This is a genomic window from Nocardioides conyzicola, from assembly GCF_039543825.1.
Taxonomy (GTDB): domain Bacteria; phylum Actinomycetota; class Actinomycetes; order Propionibacteriales; family Nocardioidaceae; genus Nocardioides; species Nocardioides conyzicola.
In genome coordinates, this window is sequence record NZ_BAABKM010000004.1 from 330,617 (window position 1) to 355,347 (window position 24,731).

The window sequence follows — 24,731 nt, forward strand, 5'->3', positions numbered from 1 at the left end:
GGCGTGCTCGCCAACGACGTCAAACGGGACTTCAAGGCGCTCAAGACGGCGCGGAACCGGACCGTGCACTACAACACCGACCTCGACACTGGCGACGCGCGCGACGCCGCCCTCCAGGCGATCCGTCTCCTCGCGGGCATCGTCGACATGCTATTCAACCCACACGGGACAGGACCGAAGTACGTCAACGGCCCCATTGGCCGCGCATACGTGCGCCTCGAAGCTGAGTCCGACCCGTTCATCCGACGGTTCATCCTTCCCGCGAGCGCTCTCGTGAGCCCCCGTTTCCGGTTCGTTCCTAGTGGAGGAGGCGGGTTTGATATCTACGACGATCCTGACTATGGCATCGATGGACCTGCCCTCAGCGACGAGCAGTTCGCTGACCCGGTCCGCGCCACGCCGCAGGTCGAATACCCGTTCTAGAGCCGAGTCGCCGCCACCCGGCGTTATTGAGGTCGACAACGCGGTCCCAGATCTCCCGGAACCACCGCTCTTTGTCGCCCGAGTAGCAACTGCAAAAGCGCACGCCCCTCCACGGCGCAGTCCGCCACGTCCGGCGACCTTGGACCTCGAGCCCCTAATGCTCACGCGACGCCGACTCCTACTGCACGTAACCACCGGGGCTCGTGGACGCTAGAGCGAAGACCGCCGCCGCAGAACCACTGAACAGAACGGCTGGGGCCGCACCGCAAACGAACGCACTCATGTGCCGTGTGTGCCCCATTTCACCGCGTCTGGGCCATCGAAAGACCTGAGGCGAGATGGGCGCGCCCGCCGCAACCAGAGGCCGCCACGACTGTTCAACGCACTTCGCCCCCGGATGACCATGGGTCGTCCGGGGGCGGTCCGTTGCGCGACGGTTCGTTCGCCCTGATCGCTCGCCACAGCCCCAGACCGATCACGACCGGGACGCCGACGGCGCTCGCTATGAACCACACGAGCAGTTCCGTCGTCCCTGTCACTGTCTTCCCCCTCCACTGCCGGTCGTACATGTACCGACCGGCAGCGAGGCAGGCGCGTGACATCCGCGAGAGGGTCAGACCAGGATCGCCTTGACTTCCGTGAACTCCTCGAGGCCGGCCTTGCCCATCTCCCGGCCCGCCCCGACTGCTTCCGGCCGCCGAACGGGGCGAGCGGGGTGAACGAGGCGCCGTTGACGTGGACCTGGCCGACCTCGAGGCGACGCGCGATCGCGAGGGCACGGTCCGGCGTACCGAACACCGAGGCGGTGAGGCCGTACTGGGTCCCGTTCGCGATCCGGACCGCGTCGTCGTCATCGTCGTAGTCGATGACGCTGAGGACCGGGCCGAAGATCTCCTCCTGCGCGATCGTCGAGTCGGGTTCGACGTTGGCGAAGATCGTGGGCCGGATGAAGGCGCCCTGCTCCAGGCCCTCCACGCGACCGGGGCCGCCGAACACGAGGTCGGCACCCTCGGCGAGGCCCTGCTCGATGTAGCCATTCACCCGCTGCCACTGGGCCTCGGAGGCGACCGGTCCGAGCCGGGTGTCCTCGTCGGAGGGGTCGCCCAGCGTGTACTCCTTAGCCGCTGCGACGAGCTTCTCCATGATCTCGTCGTGACGGGATGCCGGGATGAGCAGCCGCGTCCAGGCGCCACACGCCTGGCCGCTGTTGCTCCAGGCGTACTTCAGCGTCTCCGGGATCGCATGTTCGAGGTCGGCGTCGTCCAGGACGATGTTGGCGGTCTTCCCGCCGAGCTCAAGCGCGACCTTCTTCACGGTGCCTGCCGCGACGGCGGCGACCCGCTTGCCTGCGGCGGTCGAGCCGGTGAACGAGATCATGTCGACTCCCGGGTGGGTGGCGATGGCCTCACCGACGACCGGACCGGTGCCGTAGACGATGTTCAGGACCCCGGCCGGGATGCCGGCAGCCGCGGTCGCTTCGGCCAGGATGGGACCCGTCAGCGGGGCGAGCTCCGCGGGCTTCAGGACGACGGTGTTGCCCGCCAGCATGGCCGGGACGACCTTCGTGATCACCTGCTGCAGTGGGAAGTTCCACGGGGTGATGGCACCGACGACCCCGACCGGTTCACGCACGAGCGTGGCTCCGGCGACCTGCTCCTCCCACTCGAACTCCTCTGCGACGTCTGCCATCGCGGCCGTGACGAAGGGCGGGAAGCCGGCCTGGGCCAGGCGGGCGAACGTGATGGGGACGCCGATCTCGGTGGAGACCGCCTGGGCGACGTCCTCACTCCGCGCGGTCAGCTCCTCGGCGAGCCGCCGCACAATCGCGGCGCGCGCGGCGGGCGTGGTGGCCGCCCAGGTCGGCGAAGCAGCTCGAGCCGCGGCCACCGCCTGGTCGACCGTGTCGGCCGATCCGAGCGGGACGGTGGCGACGAGCCTCCCGTTGACCGGGCTGACGATGTCCAGGTCGGCGCCGTCGCCGGGGACCACGGCCCCGGCGATCCAATGTCCGGGGACCATGATCGGAGTCGCTTCTGCTGTCTCATGAACGTGCTTGATGTCTGTCATGGCTCCAACGATGCGACGTCGCAGGGACGCCAACCATGCCCGGTCGGGGCATGGCTGACGGGACTAGCGAGGAGGCGTCGAGCGTTGACCTGACATGGATCGCGCACGACTCGCAGAGTTCCTCCGGACCCGGCGCGAGGCACTCCAGCCCGAGGACGTCGGGGTGCCCCGCGGCCGGCGGCGTCGGACACCTGGTCTGCGTCGCGAGGAGGTCGCGGCGCTCAGTGGCATCTCGACGGACTACTACACCCGGATCGAGCAGCCCCGTGGGCCGCTGCCCTCCGAGCAGGTGCTCGGGGCGATCAGCCGGGGTCTGCACCTGACGCTGGCAGAGCGCGACCACGTCTTCCGGCTCGCCGGGTACGCCCCGGCCCGGACGGAGGTGCGGGCCGACCACGTGAACGCCGGCCTGATGCGGGTCTTCGACCGGTTGCAGGACACACCGGCTCAGATCGTGAACACCCTCGGCGAGACCCTGGTGCAGACACCGCTCGCGGTGGCGCTGCTGGGCGACGAGACGGCGTACACCGGCCTGATGCGTAGCCGTGTGTACCGATGGTTCACCGACCCGGACGCGCGAAGGCAGTCGCCACCAGAGGACCGACCAGCACACTCACGGACCCTGGTGGCGCGGATCGCGGAAGCCGCCGCGACCTCGGGCCCGAGGTCGCGAGCCGACGCGATCGTCGCCGCCCTGCTCACCGAGAGCCCAGAATTCGCCGCGCTGTGGGAGGAGCATCCGGTGGCGGGCCCCTCCTGCGAACCGAAGCGCGTCCTGAACGCGTCCGTCGGGGAGGTGGTTCTCCACGGCCAGACCTTGCTAGATCCGGACCAGTCACAGGCACTCGTCGTGTTCACCGCGGAACCAGGAAGCGAGAGTCACGCGAAGCTGGAGCTCCTGGGAGTTCTCGGCGCGCAGCACCTGTCGGCTGACTCACTCGCGGCGGTATGAGGACGAAGCGCCTTGCATCGCCCGCAGGAGGAAGCCTCTAAGGCCCGTCGCACGCACCTCGAGGAAGATCCAGACCAGGAGCAAGACCAGCACGGCCCAGCCGACGGTCCCCCGCTGCGCGTCACCCATCACCAGTCCCATGTAGGCGACTGCCCCGGCGAGGAAGCCGGCTGGATAGAAGTGCCGCCGGACGCGAGAGCACGCGAGTCCGATCCCAGTCGACGAGGACAACACCCGTCCGAGGTGCTTGTCGGAACTCAGCTCCTCCTCGATCCCGGCCAGCTGGCGTAACTCCCAGTCGTTCAGCATCGGCGTCTCAGGCCGCGGCTGTCATCCGGTCGCGCAGCTCCCCCACGTAGCGGTTGAGCAGACGTGACACGTGCATCTGCGAGACGCCGAGCTCGTCGGCGATCTCCTGCTGGGTGCAGTCGTCGACGAAGCGCCGGTGCAGGAGGTGACGTGCCCTGGGTGGCAGCGCGCGCAGGTGCGGCCACAGCATCAGTCGTGCCTCCGACTCCTCCCACGTCCCGTCCCAGCCGGCGGGGAGTGTCTCACCGAGGGGTGCACCTTCGCCCGGTGTCGGAGCGTCCAGGCTCCAGGGTCGGAAGCACGTCTCGACCTCGACCCCGTCGGCGACGTGGTCGGCGCCCTCACGGCTCTCCGTGTGGCGCTTCTGCACCGGTCGCGGCGGACGGATCATCCACGCCGAGTCACGGAAGAAGTGCTTCATGGCACCCGTCATGGAGGTGACGGCGTAGGCGAGGAACTCGTGTCCTCGGCTGGGATCGAAGTCCTGTGCGGCGCGCACGAGTGCCAGGCACGCCACCTGTTCCAGGTCCCCCAGGAAGTCCGACCGACCGCCGTAGCGGCGCGCGACCGCCCGGGCGACCTCCAGGTTCGCGAGCACCAGATCCTCGACGACGGCCTCGCGGTCGCGTCCCGTGGCGTCCGCCAACCGCTCGACCAGCTCGGCATTGCGGGCCTGACGCGCGATGTACCGAGGGCTGGGCGGCCGGTTCATCGGCTCTTCTCCCGCTCTTCCGAGGCGACGACGGCGTCGTGCAAGATCGTCAGCCGGGTCGCGAAAGGCACGAGCTCCGGCTCGTCGTCCCCGTCCCGGTCGCCGCTCATCCGGAGTCGGTCGAGCTCGTCGTCGATCTCCCGGTGCAGCGGGCTGGCTCCGTCGGTCATGGCTGCTTCCTCCTGTCACGAACCGGCACATGGTCCGGTCACTCGTGATGACCGGGCCGCGACGCGGTTCGTGACGTGAGAGGACCCCGCCCATGACCCCCCTAAAGCACGCCCGGACCGACGTCCTGGACATCGCGTACGTCGAAACCGGACCGGCGGACGGTCCGGCCGTCGTCCTGCTGCACGGCTACCCGTACGACGTCCACAGCTACGCCGAGGTCGCCCCGCTCCTCGCCCGGCAGGGATACCGGGTGTTCGTGCCGTACCTCCGCGGACACGGCCCCACGCGCTTCCTCGACGAGCAGGCGCCACGCTCGGGCCAGCAGGCGGCGCTGGGTGCCGACGTCGTCGCCCTGCTCGACGCACTCGAGATCCCGCGAGCCGTCCTCGCGGGCTACGACTGGGGTGGCCGGGCGGCCTGTGTGGTGGCGGCGACGTGGCCCGAGCGGGTCACCGGCCTCGTCAGCGTGAACGGCTACCTCATCCAGGACATCGCCGCCTCCGGCCGGCCGATCCAGCCGGAGCTCGAGGCGGGCTTCTGGTACTTCTACTACTTCCTCACCGAGCGGGGCCGCGCGGGTCTCACGGCCGACCCTCGCGGGATCGCCGAGGTCATCTGGCGCCGCAACTCACCGGCTTGGCCGTTCGACCAGGCGACGCTCGACCGCACCGCGGTGTCGTTCGAGAACCCCGACTACGTCGAGGTCGTGCTGCACTCGTACCGGCACCGTCTCGGCCACGCCCCCGGTGCACCCGAGTACGACGTGCTGGAGCGCGCCCTGTCGCTCACCCCGGCGATCACCGTGCCGACGGTGACGCTGGAGGGTGAGGCCGACGGCAACTTCCCGGTGCATGAGGGGCTGCCCGACACCGGGCGGTTCACCGGTCCCCGACGCCACCACCGCGTGCCCGCCGCCGGGCACAACCTGCCCCAGGAGGCACCGGAAGCCTTCGCCGGAGCCGTGCACGAGGTCGTCGACCTGGGGACTACCGGTATCTCTATGCAGGAGTCTCGCTGACCAGCACGGCGCCGATGTCCCTGCGCGAGCGGATCCCGAGCTTCGCGAAGACCTTCCGCAGGTGCCACTCGACGGTGTGCGCGCTGATGTAGAGCCGCGCTCCGATCTCCGGGTTGGTCAGGCCGTCCGCGGCCAGGCGCGCTATCTGGGACTCCTTGGGCGTCAGCGAGTCGACCGTCCGTACGACGGCCTGCGGCGAGTGGTCGGCGGCAGGGGTTCCGGCGGCCGCCAGCGCCCGGCGGGCGCGCTCGACGAACGCGGTCGCGCCCATGCGGGCCAGCAGGTCGTGCGCGAGGTGGAGGTTCGACCGAGCCTCAGCGGCTCGGCCTGTCCGGACCAGCCACTCGCCGTACAGCAGGTGCGTGCGGGCGAGCTCCATGTCCACGCCCGTCGAGCTGAGCCTCTCGACGGCAACCCGGTAGTGCGCCTCGGCCACCTCGTCGTCGCTGACCTCCGCAGTCATCAGGGCGGCGGTCCCCAGCGCCCAGTCCGTGCCTGCTGCCTCGGCGAGCTCGACGAGCGCGCGGGCGATCTCGGTCGCTTCCTCGGGGCGGCCGAGCCTCGCGGCCGCCTCGACCCCCTCGACCATCGCCCAGAACGACAGACCCATCTCCTTCGGGTACGCCGCTCCTCGCCTCGCGGCCACGAGCGCGTCGTCCCACCGCTCGAGGCCGTTGTAGAGCACGGCGGCGGCCCACTCGGTCGCGGTGAGCACCTTGCCCTCGGTGCTCAGCAGGGGATCGTGGACGATGAGGTCGATCGCTGCTCGGGTCGAGGTCTCGTCGCCGCTCCACGGAGCCACGACCAGCGCACAGTAGTGAGCGAAGAAGCCGGCGCCGGTGACGTCCCCGATGTTCGTCGCCTCGTCGACGAGTGCCCGTGCCGTGGCGAGATCACCGGCGTACATCCGGTTCGCCAGCCGCAGCAGGAGCGCCGAGGGAAGCAGGGCCAGGGCACCCAGGTCGCGGGCGAGGTCGACCGTCGCCGCGGAGAGCACCGACCAGCTCTCGAAGTCCCAGAAGTTGTGCGCCATCCGGCACGCGAGCGGCAACCAGCCGAGGTCGGCGGCACCGACGCCTCCCGTGCGGTACGCCGAGAGGGCCTCGAGCACCAGCGGCGCGCCGGCCGCGTAGCCGTCCGTGTAGACCATGGCCACCCCGGTGAGGAGCAGGTCGCTCCGCGTGGGCGGCTCGGCCGGGGTCATCCGCAGCACGGCGGCGGCCACCTCCTCCAGGCCCTCTCCCCCAGGCAGCTGGCCGGCGGTGAACGCGGCGTACATCGCATCCCGATAGGTCGCCTTCGCCAGGTCCGGGTCGAGTGTCTCGAGCCGGTGGGCCGACGCGAGCAGGAGGGGCAGTCCGGCGCTGGCACTCTGGGAGGCGAACAGGACCTGGCCGCGGACCAGGTCGGCCTGAGCACGATCGCGGTCGCCCAGCGGGGTGAGCAGTGCTCCGTCGAGCAGCTCGAGAGCCTCGGCGTACGCGCCCGCCTGGCTCTTCGCCGAGGCCGCCGCCAGGGCGCGGATCCCACGCCGGGTCGGGTCGGGAGTGAGCTGCGCGGCACGGTCGAGGAACGCGGCTGACGCCGCGACACCGCCGCGGGAGCGAGCCCTCTCGGCGGCCTGCTCCAGACCAGAGGCGACGTGCTCGTCGGCCACGGAAGCGGCGCTCGCGAGGTGCCACGCCTGCCGGTCGGGATCGAAGTCGGGATCCGTCGCACCGGCCAACGCCTGGTGCACCTCACGCCGCTGCTCGGGCGAGGCAGCCCGGTAGGCGATGGAGCGCACCAGCGGGTGCCGGAAGCGCGTCATGCTGCGCAGGGTGACGAGGTCGGCAGCCTCGGCCTCGGCAGCAGCAGCGTCGAGGTCGATGCCGAGCGTCTCGGCCGCACGTCGCAGCATGACGACGTCGCCGACGGGCTCCGCCGCTGCGACGAGCAGCAGTCGCTGCGCGTCTGGGCCGAGCGCGCGGAGCCGTCGCAGGAAGCCCTTTTCGAGCTGACCGGGCAGCGGTTGGTCGTCCACGTCGTCCACGTCGCCGGCGAGCTCGGCCGTCGTGAGCCCACGGGGCAGCTCGAGAAGAGCGAGCGGGTTGCCGCGGGCCTCGGCCAGGATCCGGTCGCGGACCCGTTCGTCGAACCGGCCGGGCGTCACCGACGCGAGCAGGACCAGGGCGTCGTAGTCGGCGAGCCCGGCGACGTCGAGATGGGGCAGCGCTTCCAGAGGCCCCCCGCTCGAGGGCCTGGTGGCGAAGACCAGCAGGACCCGCTCGGCAAGGAGCCGCCGGGCGACGAAGGCGAGCGTCTGGGCAGAGACGTGGTCCATCCACTGGGCGTCGTCGACCAGGCACACCAGCGGCTGCACCTCGGCGACCTCGGCCAGCAGGTTCAGCACCGCCAGGCCGACGAGGAAGCGGTCCGGCGGGCTCCCGGCGCTGAGGCCGAACGCGGTTTCCAGGGCGAGTCGCTGCGGGTCGGGCAACCGGCCGAAGTAGTCCTTGAAGGGCGCACAGAGCTGGTGCAGGCCGCCGAAGGCCAGCTCGGCCTCCGCCTCGACGCCCACGACCCGCGCGACCTGGCAGCCGGAGGCGCTGTCCTCGACGTACGAGAGCAATGCGGTCTTCCCGATGCCGGCCTCGCCGCGCAGCACTAGGGCCGCGCCTCGACCGCCCCGGACGCCGCGGATGAGGTCGTCCAGAGCCGCTCGCTCCCGCTGCCGGCCGAGGAGTCCTCCCGGCGCTCTGCTGACTCGCTCCATGGCTCTCGGTCGGAGCCTACTGGCGCGAACGTGGCGTCGGCCAACCCCGGTTCTCACGCAAGCCGGGGGCGCGCAGGCGGGTGGCCGGGTCGCACGGGCGGCCGCTGGTGGGTGCGCGTCGTCGGTCGCGCGTCGTGGCCGAGGATGCCCTCCAGGGTCTGCCGGTCACCGGTCCGTGCAGCCGTCAGGAAGGCGGCCACGAGCTGACGGTGGGCATCGGCGTCGACGGTGCGCACGCGATCGCCGTCGACGCGCTGCTGGGCGCGCCGTACGAGCTGGCGTGCGTTGGCGCTGGTGGTCCGGAGCAACGTCGCGATCGCGACGTAGGGATACTCGAAACCCTTGCGCAGCAGGTACGCCGCGAGCTCGGCCGGGCTCAACCGGCTCATCAGGACCAGCAGCGTCTCCTCCACCGCACAGGTCTGCTCCGCGTGCGCAGTCGGATCCTGTTCCGGGTCGGCGAGCTCCGCGAGTGGCGGCTCCGCGAACGTCTCGTGACGGTGCCGCGCCGACTGGATCACGTTGATCGCCAGGTGGGTAGTGGTCGTGGTCAGGAACGCGGCGGGGTTCTTGATCACCCGACGGTCCGTGCGCTGCCAGCGCAACCATGCTTCCTGGACCACGTCCTCGGCACTCATCTGGTCCCCGGTGACCCGGTGCGCGATGCGGAAGAGACGCGTGCGTTCGGAGAGGAAGATCTCGAGCGCCGCGTCGAGTGCGGCATCCACGGTCTCGCCAGCCCCACTCTCCCCCGCATCGGTCGAGGTCGGGATCTGCAGACTTGGCGCGGACATCGGTTGACTCCTGTTCGGGGCTGGCACCCATCGGTGGCGATGGATCAAGCCTCGGCCCGCGCGGGGCTGGAGCGCGCCACGGGACGTACGTGGTGGGTACGTGGGATACCCCAGTGAGTGACCGCCCCGGAGGTCGGCCCGACCCCCCACGCACCACGGGGGTCCGCGTGGGGTCCGCGTGGGGTCCGTGGGCGGGAGCGGCCCCGGAACGCTCAGGCGGAGGTCGGTGCCTGGACGCCGTCGGCGCCCGGTGCCGCGAGGGCCGCGGCCAGCTCGCGACGCGAGCTGATGTCGAGCTTCGTGTAGACCTTGCGCAGGTGCCACTCGACGGTGTGCGGGCTGAGGAAGAGCTCGGCCCCGATCTTCGGGTTGGTCAGCCCGCTGGCGGCCAGGGTCGCGATCTGCGCCTCCTGGGGAGTCAGCCGGGCCTCCGGCTCGGCGCCCCGGGTCCGGACGTGCTCACCGGTGGCGAGGAGCTCGCGTCGAGCGCGCTCGGCGAAGGCCGCGGACCGCATGTCGTCGAACATGCGGTGCGCGGTCCTGAGCTGGTCGCGCGCGTCTGCCCGCCGACGGGTGCGCCGCAACCACTCGCCGTAGATGAGGTGGGTGCGCGCGACCTCGACCGTCACCCGGTCCAGGCTCAGCTCATCGATCGCCGTGCGGTAGAGCTGGTCCGTCTCCCCGTCGTCCTCCGTGAGGAGGGCTTGGCTGCGGGCCAGGATGCCGCGGGCCCAGCCCGTGTCGGCGGCCTTGGTCAGCCGGGCGAGACGGGCCAGGGACTCCTGCGCCTGGCCGAGCTCGCCGCAGTGGACCGCTGCCTCGACGTGCTCGACCAGCGACAGACCGGTGAAGTTGTACCCGTCGTGGTCGATGCCCGTTCGAGCGGCGGCCAGCGCCTCCTCGTACCTGCCCAGACCGTTGTACAACACACCCTGGACGTAGCCGGTCACGCCGAGCAGTGAGACCTCACCGTGCTCGGTGGCGCTGATCCGCGCGTCCTCGAAGATCCCGGTCGCGGCCTGCTCGTCGCCCTGCCAGGCGGCCAGCACCAGGGATGCGTACCGATGAGGTGCCTGGCCGGTCGCCGTCGCGATCGCGTCGGCCTCCTCGATCATGCGGTTGGCCGCGGCGAAGTCGCCGTAGTGGATCTGCACGCCGCCGTAGTAGATGAGAGCAGGCGGGAGCGCACTCAGCGCCCCGACGTCGCGGGCCAGCCGCACCGCTCGGGCGGAGAGCACGTCCCAGGCCGGAAGGTCCCAGCGGTGGTGAATGAACGACTCGAGCGCGACCGGTACGGAGAGCAACCACCGCATCGTCGCGTCGCGGCTGGTGAGCTCCTCGTGGGCGAACGGCTCGAAGGAGCGCACCAGCGCCGGGACACCCAGCTCGTCCCCGTCGGCCAGCAACGTGGCGACGCCGTCGAGGAGCAGGTCGGCAGGCTCGGAGCCAGAGGGAGGTGCGCCGGAGGCACGCGCCGCGATCGCCGCGGCTCGGGCGCCGTGCGAACCGTGCAGCCTCCCGGCGAACACCGTGGCGCTGATGGCCTCGAGGTACGTCTCACGGGCGAGCGGTGACCCCTCGGCCGCGAACTGCGCGGCGGCGTCGAGGAGGAGCGGCGCCGCCTCGTCGCTCCGGCTCCGACCGAAGAGCATCCGGGCTCGCAACCGGGCAAGGCGAGCGCGGTCGAGTGGGCCGAGCGGGCACAGGCCCGCGAGCGCTGCGAGCTCGGTCGCACGCTCGGGCGCCGCTGCCGAGAAGTGCGCCTCCGCGGCCGCGAGGGCCCGACGGCCACGCTGCCACGGGTCCGGTGTGAGCGACGCAGCGCGTTCGAGCAGGACGGCCTCCGCCGCGATGCCGCCACGCTGGCGGGCCCGGTCGGCGGCCTGCTCCAGCCCGAGCGCGACCTCCTCGTCCGGTCGGTCCGAGGCCTGGGCGGCATGCCACGCCCGGCGGTCGGGCTCCAGCACGGGGTCGGTGGCCTCGGCGAGCGCTCGATGCACCTCGCGGCGCCGCTCCGGATCGGCCCCCCGATACGCCGCGGAGCGCGCCAGGGGGTGCCGGAACCGGACCGACTCGCCGAACTCGATGAGCCCGGCGGCCTTCGCAGGTGCCGCGTCGGGGGTGATGCCGAGGAGCTCGGCCGCTCGCAGCAGCAGGCGAGCGTCACCGACCGGTTCCGCTGCTGCGACGAGCAGCAGGGTGCGCGTCGCCTCCGGCAGCGCCTCAAGACGGCGTGCGTAGTCCTGCTCGACCCGGGTCGACACCGAGGTCGGGTCCGCGGCGTCCAGGCCGTAGGCGAGCTCCGCAGCAGTCCGCCCCCGGGAGAGCTCCAGGAGAGCGAGCGGGTTCCCGTGCGTCTCCGCGACGAGCCGGTCGCGGACGCGTGGCTCCATGCGGCCCTCGACGGACGTCACCAGCAGGTCGCCGGCGGCCTGCTTGTCGAGGCCGCTGACCCGCAGCTCGGAGAGCCCTACCAGCGCGCCTGCACCCTCCGGGTCGCGGACGGTGAAGATCATCGCAATGGCCTCGGCCAGCAGCCGACGGGCCACGAACTCCAGTGTCTGCAACGAGACCTGGTCGAGCCAGTGGGCGTCGTCGACGAGGACCAGGACCGGTCGGGTCTCCGAGGCGCGGGTCAGCAACGTGAGCACGGCAAGCCCGACGAGGAACCGGTCGGGCGGGTCGCCCGCCGCCATCCCGAAGGCGACCTGGAGCGCGTCGCGCTGTGGTTCGGGCAGCGCGTCGACAGCACCGAGGAACGGCGCGCACAGCTGATGCAGGCTCGCCCAGGCGAGCTCCATGTCGGCCTCGATGCCCTGTGCGCGTGCGACCGTCACCCCGGAGGCCTGCGCTGCGACATACTCGAGCAGGACGGACTTGCCGATCCCGGCCTCCCCACGGATCACGCACACCGCCGACTCGCCCGCACGCAGTCCACCCAGCACGTCATCGAGCACCGCACGCTCGTGGTGTCGACCGACCAGATTCGGCAGCGGGGTTGCGCTCATCAGGCTCCTGAGGGACGTGGGCGCCCGACTCGGGAGCGCTCCCGAGGCAACGGTATCGGTCCTGTCACAGATCGAGGCACTGTCCGGTCGAGATTGGACAAGCGCCCGTCTGCCGCCTTCGAGGAGCCCCGATGACACGTGAACACCAGCTCGCCACCTCGGTCCTGGTGGTGGGTACCGGGGGTGCCGGTCTCCGGGCCGCCATCGAGGTGGCCGAGGCGGGTGTCGCCGTGCTCGCCGTCGGTCGCCCGAGGGTCGAGGACACCGCGGCACCGCCCACGTCGGAAGGGGTCAGCGCCGCTCTGGCGCATGCAGACCCTCGGGACACGTGGGAGCAGCACGCCGCCGACACCTTGCGGGAGAGCGGCCTGCTCGCCGACCCACGCGCCGTGCAGACCATCGCCCGCAATGCCGTGCGAGCCGTCCACGATGCCGAGCGTCTCGGGATGCGCTTCGACCGGCAGCCGGACGGTCGGATCGCCCAGCGCAGGTCCGGCGCCCACAGCTACCGGCGGACCGCGTTCGCCGGCGACCGGACGGGAGGCGAGCTCCTGGACGCGCTCCGTGGGTACGCCGAGCGGGCGGGTGTCCCGCTCCTGTCGACCTGCTCGGTCACCCGCCTGCTCGTCGACCACGGCTCCGTCTTCGGCGCCTACGGCTTCGACCTCGTCGACGGGTCCCGCTACCTCCTACACGCCGATGCCGTGATCCTCGCCGCCGGTGGCCACACCCGGATCTGGCGTCGCACGACGGCCCGACGCGGTGACCCCGCGGGAGACTCGTTCCGGCTGGCGGCCGAAGCTGGTGTGCGGCTCCGTGACGCCGAGCTCGTGCAGTTCCACCCGTTCGGTCTGCTCGGCCCCGAGCACGCGGCGGGCACCGTGGTCAGTGAGGCGGCGCGCGGCGAGGGTGCGGTGCTCCTCAACAACCTCGGCGAGCGCTTCTTGAGCCGCTACGACCCCGAGCGCATCGAGCGCGCCGGTCGGGACCTCGTGGCTCGGGCGTCGTACACGGAGATAGCCGAAGGGCGAGGAACTCACGCAGGCGGCGTGTGGCTCGACCTGTCCCACCTCCCCCGGGCGAACATCCTGAGCCGACTGCCCCAGGTCCATGAGCTCGTGCTCGAGCTGCAGGGGCTCGACGTGTCCCGCGACCCGATCGAGGTCGCGCCGACGGCGTACTACTCGATGGGCGGTGCCCGGGTCAGGCCGGAGGACAACGGCACCGAGGTGGAGGGGCTGTTCGTCGTCGGCGAGGGCGCCAGCGGCGTGCACGGCGCCAACCGGCTCGGTGGCAACTCCCTCCTGGAGCTGCTCGTCCACGGCCGGACAGCCGGCCGGGCCGCGGTCGAGCACTCGGCACGGCTCACCGCACACCGACGGTCCCTCGGAGCGGTCCGCGATGCCGAGGCCGACGTCGACGGGGTTTACGCCGCCGGTGGGACCCAGAACGTGCAGGCCCTCCTCCGCGAGGTCCGTGACCTGATGACCGAGCACGCGGGCGCCGTCCGAAACGAGTCGGGGCTCCTGGCGGGGCTCGACCGGCTGGACGAGGTGGTCGACCGCGAAGCCGACCTCGGGGTGCACATCGACATCAGCGGCTACCACGCCGTCGCGCACGCCTTCGACCTTCGCTCGGCGGCTCTCGCGGCACGCGCGACCTTGGAGTCTGCGCTCGAGCGGCGGGAGAGCCGAGGCTGCCACCAGCGCTCCGATCACCCGGATCCCGACCCAGAGCTGCGCGTCAACCTGGTGTGGTCACCGACCGAAGGCGTGCGCCGAGAGCCCGTCCAGCCGATCCCGACCGACATCGCCGCGAGGATGCGAGAGGTCCCGGTCGACGCGACGCTGCAGGATTAGCCCTCAGTCCTCGTAGTCCAGGTCCTCGTGGCGGATGCGGTACACCTGGGAGCGGCCGTCGTCGGCGAGGTGCCCGAGCTCGGTCACCCACTCCATGCCGATGCGCTCGGCCGTCGCCTTCGCCCGGGTGTTGTCGGGCTCGATGATCGCGAACACCTCGTCCACGCCGCCTTCGTGGATGGCCCATCGGACCAGGGCGTCGCCCGCCTCGGTCGCGTACCCGTGGCCCCACGCGTCGGGCGCCAGAGCCCAGCCGATCGTGAGGCTCTCGCCCCCCGGAGGCGCGTGCTCGAGGGTCAGCGCGCCCACCACGGCCGAAGTGAAACGTAGGCCGACCGCCCAGTGCCCGACGCAGTCCGAAGAGACGTCCTCGGCACTCCACTCCGCCACCTGCCGGCGCACCACCGCAGGCGTCCTCAGCAGCCGGTCGTCCGGACCGAGCCAGCGACTGACGGTCTGCGGCGTGTAGATCGCCGATGCGGCGTCGGCGTCGGCCGGCAACCACGGACGCAGCTCCAGCCTCGGTGTCTCGATGACACGCGACATCCGGACCACCTCCGTCTCAGGACGTCTACCTCCTCCTCCGACCGAGCGGGAGCGTGCGCCGTGACAGGACCCGACCACCTGTCACGACAAGCCCCACGGCCCGGTCAGGGCTTGCGTCCCCGATCGATGGAGGTGATGACGATGACCGAGGTGCTGCTGACCTGCACGCGCTGCGAGGACGAGATCGCTGTCGACATGGACAGGGCGATCCTCCGCATGGACCACGAGCCCCGAGCCGCTGCCGAGCTTCTGTTCTGCTGCCCGACGTGCCGCCGGCCAGGACTGCGCCACGTGGTCGGCGAGCTGCTGACGTTGCTCCTCCTCGTGGGCGTTCAGCCGCTGCGGCTGAGTGAGCCGACGCTGCCCGCGGCCGATCGGTCCACTGGCCTGTCACCGCTCACGCGGGACGACCTGCTGGCGTGGCACGAGCAGCTCTCGTACGTCCACAACGTCTCCCCCTGGGAGCCCTGACCCGCCTCGGCGTTGTCACGCCCGGGCCTAGCGCCCGGTCGACCTCCCTGTCCGCACAAGTCGCTCATCAGAACAGGACCCACCATGACTCCCACCGCCCGCGCTGCCCGGCGCATCGCCCGCCGACGCCGCCTTCGCGCCGCCGTGCTCCTCGGTTCGCTCACGCTCGGCACCGCGGTCGCGACGCCGACCTCCGCCGACGCCCACAGCGCCGACCGCCGAGCCACGAAGCCGACGATCGTCCTCGTCCACGGAGCCTGGGCCGACGCCTCCAGCTGGAGGCCCGTCGTGCGGCGGCTGCAGGCGGCCGGCTACCCGGTGGTCGCACCCGCCAACCCCTTGCGGTCCCTGGCGTCGGACTCCGCCTACCTCGACGCGCTCCTCGAGACGATCCAGGGGCCGATCGTGCTGGTCGGTCACTCGTACGGCGCCGCGGTCATCACGAACGCCGCGACCGACGACCCCGACGTCCGTGCGCTGGTCTTCGTCGACGGCTCCGTGCCCGCCGAGGGCGAGACGGTGGCCGAGCTCGCCGGTCCCGAGTCCGCACTCTCGGTGGCCGACCCCACCACGATCTTCAACTTCGTGCCGGGGCAGCTGCCCCCGACCGCGGACAGCGACGTCTACCTGAAGAAATCGACCTTCCTGAAGTCGTTCGCGACCGGCCTGACCCGTAAGCGCGCCAAGTCGCTCTGGGCCACCCAGCGACCCGTGACCCTCGGCGCGCTCAACGAGCCGTCTGGCACCCCGGCCTGGGACACGATCCCCAGCTGGTACCTCATCGGCACCCAGGACCTCGTCATCCCGGCCGCCGCGCAGCGCGACATGGCCAAGAAGGCCGGCTCGACGATCGCCCGCTTCAAGAGTGGTCACCTCGGCCTTCTCACCAACCCGACCCCGGTCACCCGGGTCATCACCGCGGCCGTCCGCGCCACCCGCTGACGAGCCTCACACCCACCAGAAGGAGAACCGATGAGCAAGCACTACCTGGAGCCGGAGGCGCAACAGCTCGCCGACGCCACGGCGAACCCGCCGTACTTCTACGAGATGACGCCGGAGGAGGCCCGCAAGGTCCTCGACGACGTGCAGTCCCAGCCCGTAGAGAAGCCGGACGTCGAGGACAAGTGGATCGTCGTACCGGCCGAGGTCGGTGACGTGCGGGTCCGCATCGTCAAGCCCGTTGGCAGCACCGAACCGCTTCCCGCGATCCTGTACATCCACGGCGGCGGCTGGGTCCTCGGCAACGCGCACACGCACGACCGGCTCGTGCGCGATCTGGCCACCGGCGTCAACGCAGCAGTCGTTTTCGTCGAGTACGACCGCGCCCCCGAGGCGCACTACCCGGTCGCGATCGAGCAGGCCTACGCCACCGCGCAGTGGATCACGGCGAACGGTGCTGCGGAGGGCATCGACGCGTCACGGATCGCGGTCGCCGGCGACTCGGTCGGAGGCAACATGAGTGCCGCAGTGGCAATCATGGCCAAGCAGCGCGGTGACGTGACCTTCCGCCACCAGTCGCTCTACTACCCGGTCACCGACGGCGCGCAGGACACCGAGAGCTACGCCGAGTTCGCCGAGGGCCCGTTCCTCCTCGCGAAGTCGATGGCCTGGTTCTGGGACGCCTACCTCCCCGACGAGTCCCGGCGGAGCGAGATCACCGCGTCGCCCCTGCGAGCCACCCTCGAGGAGCTCGCGGGTCTGCCCGAGGCCTTCGTGATCGTGGACGAGAACGACGTGCTCCGCGATGAGGGAGAGGCGTACGCCCGCCGGCTGATCGAGGCCGGGGTGCGCACCACGACCGTCCGCTACAACGCGACGATCCACGACTTCATGATGCTCAACCCGCTGCGGCCCTCGGCCGCCAGCACGGGCGCCATCGAGCAGGCCGTGCACGTCCTTCGCAAGGCCCTCGCGGCCTGACCACCTCCCGTCCCACCTACCAAGGAGTCACCTCCATGTCCGAACAGTCCCCCGTCGTCGTCCTGGTGCACGGCGCCTTCGCCGAGTCCGCCAGCTGGAACGGCGTCATCGAACAGCTCTACGCCCACGGTGTCGAGGCGATCGCGGTCGCCAACCCGCTCCGCGGCGTGCGCAACGACGCGACCTACCTCCGTGACGTGATCGCCGGCCTCGGCCGTCCCGTCCTGCTGGTCGGCCACTCCTACGGCGGCATCATCATCACCGGCGCAGCCGGTGCGGCGAACCCCGCCGTCGTCGGCCTGGTCTACGTGGCGGCGTTCGCGCCCGACGACGGCGAGAGTGCGTTCGAGCTGTCGTCGCGGACGCCCGGGAGCACCTTGGGCGAGGCGCTGACCGCCTACCCGGTGAGCTCGGGCGGCAACGAGCTGGCGATCCGCCTCGACGCCTTCCACGAGCAGTTCTGCGCCGATCTGCCGGTGAAGACCGCGGGCCTGCTGGGCCGCACTCAGCGCCCGGTCACGGAGCAGGCGCTCAAGGACGGCCTGCCGACGGACCAGCCGGGATGGCAGAACGCGCCGAGCTGGTTCGTGATCGGCGGCCAGGACCGCAACATCCCGGCCGCCGAGCTGCGCGACGAGGCCGCACGGGCAGGCGCGGTCGCCGTACGGGAGCTCCCGGAGGCCTCGCACGCCGTCGCTGTCTCGCACCCCGCCGAGGTCGCCGAGGTGATCCTCGAGGCGCTCGCTGCGGTCAAGGCCGCCGACGCCGCCTGACCGCCGATCCACGGGTGGGGCGGCCGCTACGCGCTGGCCGTCCCACCCGTGTTCCATCCGCACCCACCCCGCGTGCCCTGCAGGAGAGACCATGAAGCTCCGTCCCGTCACCCGCACCGTGCCGCTGCACTGGTCGACGCTCCTCGGCGTCGTCTCGCTGGGGTGCTTCTTCGTGCTCGCCGTGACCGGGGTCGTGCTGTTGTTCTTCTACGAGCCTTCGACCGACACCGTCCGGTACGACGGCGGCTACGCCCTGCTCCAGGGCGTCCCGGTGTCGAAGGCGTACGCCAGCACGCTCCACATCTCGTTCGACGTCCCGGGCGGGCTGCTCGTCCGGCAGGCGCACCACTGGGCCGCTCTGGTGCTGCCCGCGTCGCTGATCCTCCAGATGCTGAGCACCTTCTTCACCGGCGGCTTCCGCCGGCCACGACAGTGGAGCTGGGTGCTGCTGGGGCTGACGTTCCTGCTCGCCCTCGCGGGCGGATGGAGTGGCTACGGCCTCCCGGACGACATGCTCGCCGGAACCGGGCTCCGGATCGCGCAAGGCATCCTCGTCGGCATCCCGCTGGTCGGCACCTGGGCGTCGTTCGTGTTGCTCGGCGGTGAGTTCCCCGGGCATCTCGTGGAGCGGATGTACTGGCTGCACGTCGCCGTCGTGCCTGCGCTCCTGGTCCTGGTCCTCGGTGTCCGGTTCCGGCTCGCCCTCCGTCGCCTGCCGGCCCAGTTCCCGGCCCGCGGGCGCACCGAGCGCAACGTCGTCGGGCTGCCGCTCGCGGCGGTCGTCGTTCGCGCCTCCGGTCTCTTCGTGATCACGACCGGGGTGCTGGTGCTGCTCGCCGGGTTGGTCACGATCAACCCGGTGTGGAAGTACGGGCCGTCGTCGACCGCCCACGCCTCGGCCGGGAGCCAGCCCGACTGGTACACCGGCTTCCTCGACGGCGCCCTGCGCCTGGTCCCGTCCGGCTGGGACCTGACCGCGTTCGGCGGCACGCTGCCCCTCGCGGTCCTGGTGCCGCAGGCCGTGGTCGGGGCCTTCCTGACCGTGGTGCTCCTCTGGCCGTTCCTCGAGGCCCGCGCGACCGGTGACCACCGGGAGCACCACCTGCTCGACCGGCCCCGGGACCGACCCACCCGGACGGCGTTCGGAGTCTCGGGGCTCGTGCTCTTCCTGAGCCTCTGGGCCGCCGGCGCCACCGACCTCGTCACGACGCAGTTCAGCATCGCGTTCGAGCACCAGGTGGTCGTGCTGCGGACGCTGCTGGTGCTCGGCCCGCTCGTGGCGTTCCAGCTCACCCGACAGCTCTGCCTCGCGCTCGTCGCGAAGGACCGGGAGGACGCAGAGCACGGGTACGAGACCGGCCGGATCATGCGCGGCGTCGACGGTGGCTACGCCGAGATCCACGCCCCGCTCGACGAAGACCATCGTGCCGTGGTCGCGCACGAGCTCGTCGAGCACGACCGGGTCGCGTGACGGCGATGGAGCTCACGACCTGTCCGGACTGTGGCCAACCTTCTGAGGTGGAGTGGCGCGCCACCCTCGAGAGCACCGACGGCCCGGTCGAGCACGCACGGGTGCACTGCCTCACCGGCCACCGTTTCCTGCTACCGGTCGAGTGGCTGGCGCGGACCGCACCTCCGGTCAGGCCGGGTGCGCCGTCTCGAGTGCAGTCGGAAGCTCGCGACGCGAGTTGATCCGGAGCTTCGCGTAGACCTTCCGCAGGTGCCAGTCGACGGTGTGTGGACTCAGGAAGAGCTCGGCACCGATCTCCGGGTTCGTCAGGCCGCTGGCGGCGAGCACCGCAATCTGCTCCTCCTGCGAGGTGAGCCCGGTCGCCGCGGCGTCCCGGACGCGGGTGCGCTCCCCCGTCGCGGCCAGCTCCAGCCGGGCGCGCTCCGCGAAGCCGGTCAGCCGCATCCGGTCGAACATCTCGTGAGCACGACGTAACTGATCGCGTGCCGCGTCGCGCTGGTCAGCGCTACGTAGCCACTCGCCGTACAGGAGATGGGTGCGGGCGACGTGGATCGCGATGCCCTCGTGGTCGAGGCGGACGAGCGCCTCGCGGAAGAGCTCGTCGGCCGCCTCGTGATCCAGCAGCGCTGCGCAGCGCGCACGGACCCCACGCGCCCAGTCGGTGCCGGCATCGTCGGTCCTTCGGGTGAGGCGATGGAGGGACTCCGCAGCCACCTGCGTCTCGCCGCACCGAACCGCAGCCTCGATGTGCTCGCTCAGCGCCCAGCCCGTGAAGTTGAACCCGTCGTGGTCGATGCCCTCCCTGGCGCCGGCGAGCGCGAGGTCGAAGCGACCGAGGCCGTTGTAGAGGACACCCTTGACGTAGCCGCTGACACCGAGCAGGGAGACCTCGCCGTGCTCGGTAGCACTCCTGCGCGCCTGCTCGAGGATGGGCAGGGTTGCCGCCTCGTCGCCCTGCCACGCCGTCAGCACCAACGACGCGTAGGTCAACGGGGCGTGACCGGTCGCGGCACTGATCGCGAAGCCCTCCTCGATGCGTTGCGCAGCCTTAGCGACGTCGCCGCGGTGGAAGTCGACGCCTGCGGCGAACATCAGGGCGAATGGCAGCGCGCCCAGGGCACCGATCTCGCGAGACAGCCTGACCGCCCGCGCGGAGAGCACGCTCCACGCGCGGAAGTCCCAGAGCTGGTGCGAGTACGCCTCCTGCGCGACCGGAGCCTGGAGCAGCCAGCGCACCATCGCGTCGCGGCTGACAGGCTCCTCGTCGAGGAGCGCCGCGAGCGCCCGGTGCATCACGGGGATGCCCTGGGGCCTCCCGTCGGCGAGGATCGTCGCCAGACCGTCGAGCAGCAGGTCGGAGGCCTCGGACGACGACGGTGGCGCCCCGGACGTCTGGGCGGCGACCGCGGCAGCGCGGGCTCCGTGTGGCCCGTGCACCCGGCCTGCGAAGACGGTCGCACTGATCGCCTCGAGGTAGGTCTCTCGCGCCAGGGGCGACTGCTCGTCGGCGAACTGGGCCGCGGCCGCGAGCAACAAGGGAGCTGCCTCGTTGCTGCGGTTCAGGGCGAACAGCACCTGCGCACGGAGCCGCGCCAGTCGGGCCCGGTCCAGGGCGCTGAGCGGGCAGAGGTCGGCGATCGTGGCGAGCCCCGTCGCACGTCCGGGCGCTGCTGCGGAGAGGTACGCCTCGGCGGCGCTCAGCGCGCGGCGTCCTCTCCGGCCCGGGTCGGGCGTGAGGTCCACGGCCCGCTCGAGCAGGGTCGCCTCGGCGACGACGCCGCCGCGTTGCCTGGCCCGGTCCGCCGCTGCCTCGAGAGCGCCGGCGACACCTTCCTCCGGGGCGTCGGCCGCCTGCGCGGCGTGCCACGCACGACGATCCGGCTCCAGCACCGGATCGGTGGACTCGGCCAATGCGCGGTGCGCGGCGCGGCGCTGGTCCGGCGTCGCCTCGCGGTAGACCACCGAGCGGACGAGCGGGTGCCGGAACCGGATCGGCTCGGCGAGCTCGATGAGACCTGCAGCGGCGGCCGGGGCCGGATCCGGTGCTACCCCGAGGATCGCAGCGGCGCGGACCAGGAGGTCGGAGTCGCCGACCGGCTCAGCAGCGGCGAGGAGCAGCAGCGTCCTGGTGTGCTCCGGCAAGGCGTCCAGGCGGCTGGCGTAGTCGTTCTCGACCCGGGTCGACACCGACCGCTGGTCACCCGGATCGCCGCCGTAGGCAAGATCGGTGGCAGTGCGGCCGCGCGACAGCTCCAGCAGGGCGAGCGGGTTGCCCTGGGTCTCGGCCACGAGCCGATCGCGGACTCTCGGGTCCAGACGACCTTCGACGACCGCGTCGAGCAGGGCTCCGGCGGGTCTCCGGTCCAGGCCCTCCAGGCGCAGGACCGGCAGGCCGACGAGCGCGGCGGCGCCCTCGGGGTCGCGGACCGTGAAGACCATCGCCACTGCCTCCGCGAGCAGTCGCCGGGCCACGAACTCCAGGGTCTGCAGCGAGACCTGGTCGAGCCACTGGGCGTCATCGACCAGCACCACGACCGGCCGCGTCTCCGATGCTCTGGTGAGCAGGGTGAGCACGGCCAGCCCCACGAGGAACCGGTCCGGAGGGTCCCCGGTGGCGATCCCGAACGCGACGCGCAGTGCGTCACGTTGGGGAGCAGGCAGACCGTCGACATCGCCAAGGAACGGGCCGCACAGCTGGTGCAGGCTGGCGTAGGCGAGCTCCATGTCGGCCTCGATGCCCTGCGCACGGGCCGTCGTCGTGCCGGACGCGTGTGCGCCGGCGTACGCCAGCAGCACCGACTTCCCGATGCCCGCCTCGCCACGGATCACGCAGACACTCGAGCGGCCGGAGCGCACGGCCGTGAGCAGGTCGTCCAGCACCGTGCATTCACGTTGCCGACCGACCAGGCTGGGCAACGGGGTGGCGTTCACGCGGGCTCCTGGGACGGCTCCCGGAAGACGCTACCGGAGCCGCCGGACGGGCCTGGTGTCAACCAGTCCTCCGCTGCTCGGCGTCCTGCTGGAACGCGTCGCGCGGGCGCTGCACCGTCTGCAGCGATGCGATGTCCCGTCCCAGGAGGAGCCCGCCGAGCCAGCCGATCGAGACCCGCAGCTTGCGCTCCCAGGTGGGTACGGCGAGGACGTGGTAACCACGGTGCACCACCCACGCCGGGAAGCCCTTGATCGTGATCGGACCCGACTGGAAGATGCCGTGCCCGAGGCCGAGCGTCGCGATCGTGCCGAGGCTGCGATGACGGTACGGCCGCGGGCGCCGACCGCGGAGCGTAGCCACGATGTTCCTCGCCAGCAGCTTGCCCTGACGGACGGCGTGCTGGGCGTTGGGCACGGCGTACGCGCCGTGACCTGCCGCCAGGTCAGGGACCGCAGCGTCGTCGCCGGCCGCCCAGGCGTGCTCGACCGGCTCGGCATCGGTGCCGACCCGCAGGTCCGGGCGGACCACGACGAGCCCGCGATGGTCGATGGGCAGGTCGGTGTGCCGCGCCACCACCGGGTTGGCGGCGATGCCGGCGGTCCAGACGACGAGGCCCGACTCGAAGGTCTCGCCCGTCGAGAGCGTGACGAGGCCGCCGACCGCGGAGGTGACGGTGGTGCCGAGGTGCACCCGCGCACCGCGTCGCTCGAGGTGGCGCCGAACCCACGCCCTGGCGGGAGGGGTCACCTCGGGCAGCAGGTGGTCGCTCGCGTCGACGAGGTGGAAGTCGACCTCGTCACGGGACAGGCCCGGGTGGTAGCGAGTCAGGGCGTGCGCCAGGCTCAGCAGCTCACCGAACCCCTCGACCCCCGCGAAGCCGCCGCCGACGAAGGTGACGGTCAGGCGCCGCTGCCGCTCGGGTCCGGCGGGCAGGCTCGCCGCCTCGTCGAACGACGTGAGCACGGCGTCCCGGATCGCCACGGCCTCCTCGATGCGCTTCATCCCGATCGCCCCTGCTGCGACGCCGGGCACCGGGAAGACCCGGGTGACCGCACCAGCGGTCACGACGACCTCGTCGTACTCGAGCGTGGCGTCCGACCCGTCGGCGAGCATGAGGTGCACGACGCGGTTCGCGTGGTCGATGGCCGTGGCGCGACCGCTGACGACCAGCGTCCGTCGCAGGTGACGGCGCAGCGGCACGATCGCGTGGCGCGCCTCGATCGAGCCGGCCACGACCTCGGGCAGGAACGGCTGGTAGGTCATGTACGGCGCCGGGTCGATCACCGTGATCGACGCCTCCCCTCGCCGCAGCCGCTTCTCCAGCCCCCAAGCCGTGTAGAACCCGGCGTACCCGCCGCCGACGATCACGATCCTCTTCATGCCCAGCTCCTCGATCTCGTGGGAAGGGTGAGGTCCGCCGCCACGGCAGCGGTCACGGTGACCGCCACCAGGCAGACCCCGACGGCCAGGCCGAGCTGTCCGGCCCCGGCGACGACGAGGCCCAGCAGGAGCAGGGCGACGACGGTTGCGGGGCGCAGGCGCGCCGACCCGTCCGGGACACGCAGGAGCTCGACCATCACGACGACGACCGCCACCGGCAGCGCGACCGCTGCCACCGCACTCTGGACTCCCAGGTGGCGGGTGTGCCCGGCGCTCGCGGCGACCGCGACCTCCAGGCCCGCGCCGAGCGCCGCCAGGGCGGCGAACGGCAGGTAGTGCCCGTAGCCCCACACGAACGACCAGTGCCGACGGACCTCCAGCCCGGCACCGGCCGGCACGGCGAAGTACAGCCACCACAGGGCCGCGACGATCACCAGGCTCGACGCCGACACAGCCACCAGGCTGGTCGGTGCGGTGTCCTCGACGACGGCGACGACGGCGCTGGTCCCGGCGAAGATGCTCTCGCCGAGCAGGATGATCGTGAAGAGCGAGTAGCGCTCGGCGATGTGGTGCGGGTGCCAGCTGGTCGGCCCGGACCGCTCCGCCCACACGGGCACCAGCAGCTCGAGCACGACCAGCACCAGGAACGTCGCGATCGCCGCGTGGTCGCCGAAAGCCAGTCGGCTGAGCCAGAGCGCCTCGAGCACGGCGACGCCGACGGCGTAGCGGAGGGACGTGCCGCGACTCGAGGGGTGCTGGACGGCCGCTCGTAGCCACAGGCTCAGCAGTCCGATCCGCATGATCAGGTAGCCGACGGTGACGGCCTTGTAGTCACCGTCGAATGCGCTGCCCGTACCGGCCGCGAGGACCAGCACCCCGCCCATCTGGGCGAACACCACCAGCCGGTAGCTCACGTCGTCGGTGTCGTACGCCGAGGCGAACCAGGTGAAGTTCATCCACGCCCACCAGATGGCGAAGAACACCATGAGGAACGGCGCGACGGCCGACGGTGCGTCACCGTCGACCGTCGCCTGGGCGAGCCGGGCAGCGAGCTGCGCGACGGCCACGACGAACGTGAGGTCGAAGAGCAGCTCGAGCGGAGTCGCCGTCCGGTTGGCCTCGTCGGCCGACCGGGCGCACATCACGCGTCGTACTGCTCTCGTGGCCATG

Annotated in this window: 20 protein-coding genes; 9 read left to right on the top strand and 11 right to left on the bottom strand. The window is 71.6% G+C overall.

Translation table 11 applies throughout. The annotated features are described in order from the left end of the window. Positions 1 to 3: 3 nt before the first annotated feature. Positions 4 to 423, top strand: a complete 420-nt coding sequence (locus ABEA34_RS21380; protein WP_345523694.1) for a hypothetical protein — start codon at positions 4 to 6, stop codon at positions 421 to 423. A gap of 279 nt (positions 424 to 702) precedes the next feature. Here ABEA34_RS21380 and ABEA34_RS21385 read toward each other — a convergent pair whose 3' ends face one another. Next, positions 703 to 2,490, bottom strand: a complete 1,788-nt coding sequence (locus ABEA34_RS21385; RefSeq protein WP_345523695.1) for an aldehyde dehydrogenase family protein — start codon at positions 2,488 to 2,490, stop codon at positions 703 to 705. Positions 2,491 to 2,584: 94 nt separating this feature from the next. Here ABEA34_RS21385 and ABEA34_RS21390 point away from each other — a divergent pair, with 94 nt between their 5' ends. Then, positions 2,585 to 3,442 (top strand): helix-turn-helix transcriptional regulator, encoded by an 858-nt coding sequence (locus ABEA34_RS21390; protein ID WP_345523696.1) that lies wholly within the window; start codon positions 2,585 to 2,587, stop codon positions 3,440 to 3,442. Here the strand turns inward: ABEA34_RS21390 and ABEA34_RS21395 are convergent. The 3 genes from ABEA34_RS21395 to ABEA34_RS21405 are packed head-to-tail and all read right to left on the bottom strand — an operon-like array spanning position 3,425 to position 4,633. Next, positions 3,425 to 3,751, bottom strand: a complete 327-nt coding sequence (locus tag ABEA34_RS21395; RefSeq protein ID WP_345523697.1) for a hypothetical protein — start codon at positions 3,749 to 3,751, stop codon at positions 3,425 to 3,427. The genes ABEA34_RS21390 and ABEA34_RS21395 overlap by 18 nt on opposite strands. 7 nt (positions 3,752 to 3,758) lie before the next feature. Further along, a complete protein-coding gene (locus tag ABEA34_RS21400) occupies positions 3,759 to 4,463 on the bottom strand; it encodes a sigma-70 family RNA polymerase sigma factor (RefSeq protein WP_345523698.1) in 705 nt (234 codons plus the stop codon). Next, positions 4,460 to 4,633 (bottom strand): hypothetical protein, encoded by a 174-nt coding sequence (locus ABEA34_RS21405; RefSeq protein WP_345523700.1) that lies wholly within the window; start codon positions 4,631 to 4,633, stop codon positions 4,460 to 4,462. Before ABEA34_RS21405 ends, ABEA34_RS21400 begins: the two co-directional genes overlap by 4 nt. A gap of 92 nt (positions 4,634 to 4,725) precedes the next feature. On the opposite strand from ABEA34_RS21405, the gene ABEA34_RS21410 reads away from it, so the two are divergent. Next, the gene (locus ABEA34_RS21410; RefSeq protein WP_345523702.1) at positions 4,726 to 5,652 is read left to right on the top strand and encodes an alpha/beta fold hydrolase; all 927 of its coding nucleotides are present in this window, start codon (positions 4,726 to 4,728) and stop codon (positions 5,650 to 5,652) included. Here ABEA34_RS21410 and ABEA34_RS21415 read toward each other — a convergent pair. The 3 genes from ABEA34_RS21415 to ABEA34_RS21425 form a co-directional block, all read right to left on the bottom strand. Next, on the bottom strand, positions 5,633 to 8,407 hold the full coding sequence (locus ABEA34_RS21415) for an ATP-binding protein (protein WP_345523704.1): 2,775 nt from the start codon (positions 8,405 to 8,407) through the stop codon (positions 5,633 to 5,635). The genes ABEA34_RS21410 and ABEA34_RS21415 overlap by 20 nt on opposite strands. Positions 8,408 to 8,460: 53 nt before the next feature. Next, positions 8,461 to 9,201 (bottom strand): sigma-70 family RNA polymerase sigma factor, encoded by a 741-nt coding sequence (locus ABEA34_RS21420; RefSeq protein ID WP_345523705.1) that lies wholly within the window; start codon positions 9,199 to 9,201, stop codon positions 8,461 to 8,463. Positions 9,202 to 9,413: 212 nt separating this feature from the next. Beyond that, a complete protein-coding gene (locus tag ABEA34_RS21425) occupies positions 9,414 to 12,209 on the bottom strand; it encodes a helix-turn-helix transcriptional regulator (RefSeq protein ID WP_345523706.1) in 2,796 nt (931 codons plus the stop codon). Positions 12,210 to 12,340: 131 nt separating this feature from the next. On the opposite strand from ABEA34_RS21425, the gene ABEA34_RS21430 reads away from it, so the two are divergent. After that, complete coding sequence (locus tag ABEA34_RS21430) at positions 12,341 to 14,068, top strand: FAD-binding protein (protein ID WP_345523707.1); 1,728 nt, start codon at positions 12,341 to 12,343, stop codon at positions 14,066 to 14,068. A gap of 3 nt (positions 14,069 to 14,071) precedes the next feature. On the opposite strand, the gene ABEA34_RS21435 is transcribed toward ABEA34_RS21430, so the two are convergent. Further along, a complete protein-coding gene (locus ABEA34_RS21435; protein ID WP_345523709.1) occupies positions 14,072 to 14,614 on the bottom strand; it encodes a GNAT family N-acetyltransferase in 543 nt (180 codons plus the stop codon). A gap of 141 nt (positions 14,615 to 14,755) precedes the next feature. Between ABEA34_RS21435 and ABEA34_RS21440 the strand changes: the two genes are divergently transcribed. From ABEA34_RS21440 to qcrB, 5 genes are all read left to right on the top strand, one after another. After that, positions 14,756 to 15,085, top strand: coding sequence for a hypothetical protein (locus tag ABEA34_RS21440; RefSeq protein WP_345523710.1), 330 nt, complete (start codon positions 14,756 to 14,758; stop codon positions 15,083 to 15,085). A gap of 84 nt (positions 15,086 to 15,169) precedes the next feature. Beyond that, positions 15,170 to 16,027, top strand: a complete 858-nt coding sequence (locus ABEA34_RS21445) for an alpha/beta fold hydrolase (protein WP_345523711.1) — start codon at positions 15,170 to 15,172, stop codon at positions 16,025 to 16,027. A gap of 30 nt (positions 16,028 to 16,057) precedes the next feature. Further along, a complete protein-coding gene (locus ABEA34_RS21450) occupies positions 16,058 to 17,005 on the top strand; it encodes an alpha/beta hydrolase (protein WP_345523712.1) in 948 nt (315 codons plus the stop codon). A 35-nt stretch (positions 17,006 to 17,040) separates the two neighbouring features. Next, positions 17,041 to 17,778, top strand: a complete 738-nt coding sequence (locus tag ABEA34_RS21455) for an alpha/beta fold hydrolase (RefSeq protein WP_345523713.1) — start codon at positions 17,041 to 17,043, stop codon at positions 17,776 to 17,778. A 91-nt stretch (positions 17,779 to 17,869) separates the two neighbouring features. Beyond that, positions 17,870 to 19,249, top strand: a complete 1,380-nt coding sequence (qcrB, locus tag ABEA34_RS21460) for a cytochrome bc1 complex cytochrome b subunit (RefSeq protein WP_345523715.1) — start codon at positions 17,870 to 17,872, stop codon at positions 19,247 to 19,249. 168 nt (positions 19,250 to 19,417) lie between these two features. Here the strand turns inward: qcrB and ABEA34_RS21465 are convergent, their stop codons facing one another. The 3 genes from ABEA34_RS21465 to ABEA34_RS21475 are packed head-to-tail and all read right to left on the bottom strand — an operon-like array spanning position 19,418 to position 24,730. Beyond that, positions 19,418 to 22,180: an ATP-binding protein gene (locus ABEA34_RS21465; protein ID WP_345523716.1), complete on the bottom strand. Its 2,763-nt coding sequence runs from the start codon at positions 22,178 to 22,180 to the stop codon at positions 19,418 to 19,420. Between the two features lie 58 nt (positions 22,181 to 22,238). After that, the gene (locus tag ABEA34_RS21470; RefSeq protein ID WP_345523718.1) at positions 22,239 to 23,561 is read right to left on the bottom strand and encodes an NAD(P)/FAD-dependent oxidoreductase; all 1,323 of its coding nucleotides are present in this window, start codon (positions 23,559 to 23,561) and stop codon (positions 22,239 to 22,241) included. After that, entirely contained in the window at positions 23,558 to 24,730 is a 1,173-nt protein-coding gene (locus ABEA34_RS21475; RefSeq protein WP_345523719.1) for a low temperature requirement protein A, read from the bottom strand. The genes ABEA34_RS21470 and ABEA34_RS21475 overlap by 4 nt, the downstream gene beginning before the upstream one ends. Position 24,731 lies beyond the last annotated feature (1 nt).

Bases quoted from the DNA above. Each gene is read 5' to 3' on its own strand.
- ABEA34_RS21450 (WP_345523712.1), top strand. From the start codon at position 16,058: ATGAGCAAGCACTACCTGGAGCCGGAGGCGCAACAGCTCGCCGACGCC.
- ABEA34_RS21430 (WP_345523707.1), top strand. From the start codon at position 12,341: ATGACACGTGAACACCAGCTCGCCACCTCGGTCCTGGTGGTGGGTACC.
- ABEA34_RS21405 (WP_345523700.1), bottom strand. From the start codon at position 4,633: ATGACCGACGGAGCCAGCCCGCTGCACCGGGAGATCGACGACGAGCTC.
- ABEA34_RS21445 (WP_345523711.1), top strand. From the start codon at position 15,170: ATGACTCCCACCGCCCGCGCTGCCCGGCGCATCGCCCGCCGACGCCGC.
- ABEA34_RS21425 (WP_345523706.1), bottom strand. From the start codon at position 12,209: ATGAGCGCAACCCCGCTGCCGAATCTGGTCGGTCGACACCACGAGCGT.
- ABEA34_RS21400 (WP_345523698.1), bottom strand. From the start codon at position 4,463: ATGAACCGGCCGCCCAGCCCTCGGTACATCGCGCGTCAGGCCCGCAAT.
- ABEA34_RS21395 (WP_345523697.1), bottom strand. From the start codon at position 3,751: ATGCTGAACGACTGGGAGTTACGCCAGCTGGCCGGGATCGAGGAGGAG.
- qcrB (WP_345523715.1), top strand. From the start codon at position 17,870: ATGAAGCTCCGTCCCGTCACCCGCACCGTGCCGCTGCACTGGTCGACG.
- ABEA34_RS21440 (WP_345523710.1), top strand. From the start codon at position 14,756: ATGACCGAGGTGCTGCTGACCTGCACGCGCTGCGAGGACGAGATCGCT.
- ABEA34_RS21455 (WP_345523713.1), top strand. From the start codon at position 17,041: ATGTCCGAACAGTCCCCCGTCGTCGTCCTGGTGCACGGCGCCTTCGCC.
- ABEA34_RS21385 (WP_345523695.1), bottom strand. From the start codon at position 2,490: ATGACAGACATCAAGCACGTTCATGAGACAGCAGAAGCGACTCCGATC.
- ABEA34_RS21420 (WP_345523705.1), bottom strand. From the start codon at position 9,201: ATGTCCGCGCCAAGTCTGCAGATCCCGACCTCGACCGATGCGGGGGAG.
- ABEA34_RS21410 (WP_345523702.1), top strand. From the start codon at position 4,726: ATGACCCCCCTAAAGCACGCCCGGACCGACGTCCTGGACATCGCGTAC.
- ABEA34_RS21435 (WP_345523709.1), bottom strand. From the start codon at position 14,614: ATGTCGCGTGTCATCGAGACACCGAGGCTGGAGCTGCGTCCGTGGTTG.
- ABEA34_RS21470 (WP_345523718.1), bottom strand. From the start codon at position 23,561: ATGAAGAGGATCGTGATCGTCGGCGGCGGGTACGCCGGGTTCTACACG.
- ABEA34_RS21415 (WP_345523704.1), bottom strand. From the start codon at position 8,407: ATGGAGCGAGTCAGCAGAGCGCCGGGAGGACTCCTCGGCCGGCAGCGG.
- ABEA34_RS21475 (WP_345523719.1), bottom strand. From the start codon at position 24,730: ATGGCCACGAGAGCAGTACGACGCGTGATGTGCGCCCGGTCGGCCGAC.
- ABEA34_RS21390 (WP_345523696.1), top strand. From the start codon at position 2,585: ATGGATCGCGCACGACTCGCAGAGTTCCTCCGGACCCGGCGCGAGGCA.